3 protein-coding genes are annotated in these 6,000 nt (G+C 41.0%); all 3 read left to right on the forward strand.

Annotation, left to right across the window (positions count from 1 at the left end):
• The first annotated feature begins 162 nt into the window (after positions 1-162).
• The 3 genes from ASU02_RS11260 (at position 163) to ASU02_RS11270 (ending at position 5,864) form a co-directional block, all read left to right on the forward strand.
• On the forward strand, positions 163-2,544 hold the full coding sequence (locus ASU02_RS11260) for a 3-hydroxyacyl-CoA dehydrogenase/enoyl-CoA hydratase family protein (RefSeq protein ID WP_082631770.1): 2,382 nt from the start codon (positions 163-165) through the stop codon (positions 2,542-2,544).
• 68 nt (positions 2,545-2,612) lie between these two features.
• Entirely contained in the window at positions 2,613-3,788 is a 1,176-nt protein-coding gene (locus ASU02_RS11265) for an acetyl-CoA C-acetyltransferase (protein WP_057763550.1), read from the forward strand.
• 291 nt (positions 3,789-4,079) lie between these two features.
• Positions 4,080-5,864: an acyl-CoA dehydrogenase family protein gene (locus ASU02_RS11270; protein WP_057763552.1), complete on the forward strand. Its 1,785-nt coding sequence runs from the start codon at positions 4,080-4,082 to the stop codon at positions 5,862-5,864.
• The last annotated feature ends 136 nt before the right edge of the window (positions 5,865-6,000 follow it).

Consider the following 6,000-nt stretch of genomic DNA (forward strand, 5'->3'; position numbering starts at 1 on the left):
GTAATAATTTTTTAAAAATTTCCTAATTTCAGTTAGGAAATGATTGCGTAAATTTTGCAAATATTTTATAGTTATAGATAACAGGACTCATTCGAGCAATTTTTTTTGACAGAAAAATGAATGAGTATTCATTCAAAATGGTTAAAGGGGGAAAAGAAGTTGATCCAACAAATTAAGAAAGCTGCAGTTCTTGGATCTGGTGTTATGGGCTCAGGCATTGCTGCCCACTTAGCAAACATTGGAATTCCAACTTTATTATTGGATATTGTACCTCGGGAAATAACGGATGCAGAAAAAGCAAAGGGATTAACCCTGGAAGATAAAGCAGTGCGCAATCGAATAAGCGAATCAGGAAAACAAAAGTTATTAAAGCAAAAGCCGGCGCCGCTTACATCTAAGAAAAATTTGGCATTAATTGAAGCAGGAAATTTCGATGATGATATGGAGCGCCTAAAGGATGTAGATTGGGTTATTGAGGTTGTTGTTGAAAACCTTGCCATTAAAAAACAAGTTTTTGAAAAAGTAGACCAATACCGTAAGAAGGGCAGCATCATTAGCTCTAACACGTCCGGTATTTCAGTAGAAGCTATGGCGGAAGGACGCTCTGAAGATTTCCAAAAGCATTTTCTTGGAACACATTTCTTTAATCCTCCGAGATATTTAAAGTTATTAGAAGTTATTCCAACGAAACATACAGATCCAGGTGTTCTATCTTTCATGAAGCATTTCGGAGAAGATGTCCTTGGCAAAGGGGTTGTTGAAGCAAAGGATACACCAAACTTTATCGCTAATCGAATCGGAACATATGGACTTCTAGTCACTGTTCAAGAAATGCTTAAAGGCGGGTATAGTGTCGGGGAAGTTGATTCCATTACTGGCCCGATGATTGGCCGCCCGAAAAGTGCAACATTCAGAACACTTGATGTTGTTGGCCTTGACACTTTTGCGCATGTAGCGAATAACGTTTATGAGCAAGTTGAAGGAACAGAAAAGAAAGTGTTTGAGGTTCCAGCATTTATGAAAGCAATGCTTGAAAAGGGATGGCTTGGGAGCAAGTCAGGGCAAGGCTTTTTCTTAAAACAAGGGAAAGAAATACTAGAACTGGATCCGAAAAGCTTAGAATATGGCCCGCGCAAAAAACTAAAAACAACTGCTACTGAATTAAGCAAACAAGAAAAAGGAACGGCAAACAAAATGAAAGCGCTTGTATATGCAGATGACCGTGCAGGCCATTTATTATGGAATATATTAAGTCCAGTACTCATTTATTCAGCAGAATTACTCGGCAATATTGCTGATGATGTGGTCGCAATCGACCGTGCGATGAAATGGGGATTCGGCTGGGAACTTGGTCCATTTGAATCATGGGATGCAATTGGCCTAGAAAGATCAGTTAAGAAAATGGAAGAGTCAGGAATTGAGGTACCGGCATGGATCACAAGCATGCTTGAAAACGGCGTCACTTCTTTCTATAAAGAAGAGGACGGGGACTTATTTTTCTATGACAAAGGTGAATATAAGCAAATTCAAGAAAACCCAAAGATTATTAATATAAAGCGTCTGAAAAAGAAAAATGGCGTAATTAAGAAAAATAGCGGTGCAAGCCTTATTGACCTTGGAGATGGTGTAGCACTTCTTGAATTCCACTCTAAGAGTAATGCGCTTGGATTAGATATCATTCAAATGATTAACTTTGCTGTCGATGAAGTGGAAAAAAATTATAAGGGGCTAGTCATCGGCAACCAAGGAAAGAACTTTAGTGTTGGTGCAAACTTGGCGATGATTTTAATGGAAGCACAAGATGACAATATTTACGAGCTTGATATGGTTGTTCGTCATTTCCAGCAAGGAATGATGAAAATCAAATACAGTTCCAAACCTGTCGTGGCAGCACCATTTGGAATGACGCTTGGCGGAGGTTCAGAGGTGTGTCTTCCTACTTCACATATCCAGGCAGCCAGTGAAACATATATGGGTTTAGTTGAAGTAGGTGTAGGTCTCATCCCTGGAGGCGGCGGAAATAAGGAGCTTTATATAAAGCATCTCAACTCCATGCCTAGCGGAGTTGAATTTGACCTTCAAAAAGTAGCGAATAAAGTGTTTGAATCCATTGCTATGGCGAAAGTTTCTACTTCTGGGGAAGAAGCTCGTGATAATAATTTCTTAAACTTTGCTGACGGCATTAGTGTTAATGGAGACCATCTGCTATATGATGCGAAGCAAGCAGTTCTATCTCTCTATGAAAAAGGCTACAAGCCTCCGGTTCGCAAGAAAGTACCGGTTGTCGGAGAAACAGGGTATGCAACTCTGCTTCTAGGTGCACAAGCAATGATGTATTCAGGTTATATTTCTGAACATGATTTAAAAATTGCAAAGAAGCTTGCTTATGTTATTGCAGGTGGAAAAGTGCCTTATGGTACAGAAGTAGATGAACAATACTTGTTAGATTTAGAGAGAGAAGCATTCTTAAGCCTTGTTGCTGACCCGAAATCACAGCAGCGCATGCAGCATATGCTTTTGAAGGGGAAACCATTACGTAATTAATAGATGACTAGAAGGAAAAAGAGATTAATATAAAAGTTTTTATCGCAAAAGGAAAGAGAGGGAATGAAATGAGAGAAGCGGTAATCGTTGCAGGTGCCCGAACTCCGGTCGGCAAAGCAAAAAAAGGCACATTAGCAAATGTCCGGCCCGATGATTTAGGCGCCCTTGTCGTACAGGAAACATTAAAGCGTGCAGGGAATTATGAAGGCAATATCGATGATTTAATTATTGGCTGTGCCATGCCAGAAGCAGAGCAAGGGTTAAATATGGCTCGTAATATTGGTGCATTGGCAGGTCTGCCATACACTGTTCCAGCTATTACGATTAATCGTTATTGTTCATCAGGGCTAAATGCCATTGCCTATGCTGCTGAGAAAATTATGATCGGCCATGCAGATACAATCATTGCAGGCGGAGCGGAATCAATGAGCCTTGTACCGATGATGGGGCATGTGACTCGTCCAAATGCAAAGCTTGCTGAAACGGCTCCCGAATATTATATGGGGATGGGACATACAGCAGAGGAAGTTGCGAAGAAGTACGGAATTTCACGTGAGGATCAAGATGCATTTGCTGTAAGAAGCCATCAAAAAGCGGCTAAAGCAATTGCAGAAGGAAAGTTTGCCGATGAAATAGTGCCGGTAGACGTAACTTTAAGATCGGTAGGCAAAGATTTCAAGCTTGCAGAAAGAACGATTCAATTCAGCCAGGATGAGGGGGTTCGTGCGGACTCCACTATAGAAGCACTCGCAAAGCTTCGTCCTGCGTTCTCGGTGACTGGTTCAGTAACAGCAGGAAACTCTTCACAAACAAGCGATGGGGCAGCAGCCGTTATGGTCATGGATCGCGAAAAGGCTGAGTCAACAGGCTTGAAGCCAATGGCAAAGTTCAGATCCTTTGCTGTTGGCGGAGTGCCACCTGAAGTAATGGGAATTGGCCCGATTGTTGCCATTCCAAAAGTGCTCAAGCTTGCGGGGTTAGAGCTTTCTGATATTGGTTTATTTGAGCTAAATGAAGCATTTGCCTCACAATCTATCCAAATTATTCGTGAGCTTGGCCTTGATGAAGAAAAGGTAAATGTGAACGGCGGAGCAATTGCACTGGGTCACCCGCTGGGATGTACAGGAGCAAAACTGACTTTATCCCTAATTCATGAGATGAAGCGCCAGAATCAGCAATTTGGTGTAGTAACAATGTGTATTGGCGGCGGTATGGGTGCTGCTGGCGTATTTGAATTGATATAAGGATTATAAAATGAATACTTCATTTTATAGGATGGCTGCTTCTGATCTATATGTGTAATTAACTTTATTCGAAAAATAGTTTGGTTGACTGGAGCGGAAGGCGCGAGACTCCTGCGGGAGAAGTGGGACAGGTGAGACCCCACAGGCGCAATTGCGCCGAGGAGGCTCACTGCCCCCCCACGCGGAAAGCGAGCACCTGAAGCAGAAGTCGATCTTTACCCAATATAAAAAACTGCCTATAAAAACGGGATCAAACGTGGTTCCCCTCATAACAGAACGGAGGAAGAAAAAATGACTAACAATACTGATAACATGATTAAAGGCGGAAGCTTTTTAATTGAAGATGTAACGTATAACCAGGTATTTACTCCAGAGGATTATACAGATGAACATAAAATGATTGCAAAAACAACAGAAGACTATGTGGTAAATGAAGTATTGCCGCAAGTTCCATATTTAGAAAAGCACGAATTTGAACGTTCGGTAAAATTATTGCAACAGGCTGGGGAACTTGGCTTATTGGGCGTGGATGTACCAGAAGAATATGGCGGTCTTGGACTAGATAAAGTAAGTTCCGCATTAATCGCTGAAAAAATGTCTATTGCTGGCGGATTCTCAATTACACATGGTGCACATGTTGGAATCGGCTCTCTTCCAATTGTCCTTTTCGGAAATGAAGATCAAAAGCAGAAATATCTTCCTGCTTTAGCAACTGGCGAAAAAATTGCAGCCTATGCTTTAACAGAGCCAAGTTCAGGATCTGATGCATTAGGAGCAAAAACAGTGGCGAAATTAAATGCAGCTGGAACGCACTATGTATTAAATGGAGAAAAGCAATGGATTACAAATGCAGGCTTTGCTGATGTATTCGTTGTTTATGCGAAGATTGACGGCGATAAATTCTCTGCATTTATCGTTGAAAAAGAATTCCCTGGGGTATCAACTGGTGCTGAAGAAGAAAAAATGGGTATCAAGAGCTCATCCACTCGTACTTTAATTCTTCAAGATGCAGAAGTTCCTGCTGAGAACCTGCTTGGAGAAATCGGCCGCGGCCATATCATTGCATTTAATATTTTAAATATTGGCCGTTACAAATTAGGAGTAGGTGCACTTGGTGCTTCTAAACGTGCATTGGAAATTACCATTCCATATACAAACCAGCGCCAGCAATTTAAAACACCAATCTCTTCTTTTAACTTAACAAAAGAGAAGTTAGCAACAATGGCTTCAAAAACATATGCAGCAGAGAGTTCAATTTATCGTACTGTTGGTTTATTCGAAGATCGCATGAGCAAGCTTTCAGAGGAAGAAGCAAAAACGGGTAAGGCAGTCGCCCAATCCATTGCTGAATATGCGATTGAGTGTTCTTTAGGTAAATTCTTTAATACGGAAGTTCTTGACTATGTTGTGGACGAAGGCGTTCAATTACATGGCGGTTATGGCTTCATGGAAGAATACGAAATTGCACGTGCGTACCGCGATTCCCGTATTAACCGTATTTTCGAAGGAACAAATGAAATTAACCGTTTATTAGTACCTGGAACTTTCATGCGTAAAGCATTCAAGGGCGAGCTTCCATTATTCGAAAAGGCAATGGCTCTGCAAGAAGAGCTTATGATGATGATGCCAGAAGAGCCTGGGGATGCACCATTAGCACAAGAAAAATATTTAGTGAAGAATGCGAAGAAAATTGGGCTGCTTGCTGCAGGATTAGCTGCTCAGAAATACGGCAAAGCATTAGACCAGGAGCAAGAAGTATTAGTGAACATTGCAGATATCGTTTCTAACGCATATGCAATGGAATCAGCTGTACTCCGTACTGAAAAGGCGATTGAAAAAGATGGTGTAGAAAAGAGCAAGCAAAAGCTGCTTTATACACAAATTTTCTGTCAAGAAGCATTTAATAAAATTGAACAAGATGCGAAGGAAACACTGGTTGCTGTTGAAACTGGTGATACTCTGCGCATGATGCTTTCATCTTTACGCAAATTTACTCGCCATACACCAATTAACGTGATTGCGAAGAAGCGTGAAGCAGCAGAAAAACTAATTGATGCAGAGAAATTTGTTCTATAATCATTTTTAATACGGCTCCCTTCATTACTGGAGGGAGCTTTTAAATGTGATATTTTTCGAATGCTAGTTAAATCTCAAGAATGCACGATAAAACAGAGCAAATGCTAGATAAATCTCAAGATTGCACGATAAAACA

This window comes from Cytobacillus praedii (assembly GCF_001439605.1).
GTDB classification, from domain to species: Bacteria; Bacillota; Bacilli; order Bacillales; family Cytobacillaceae; genus Cytobacillus; species Cytobacillus praedii.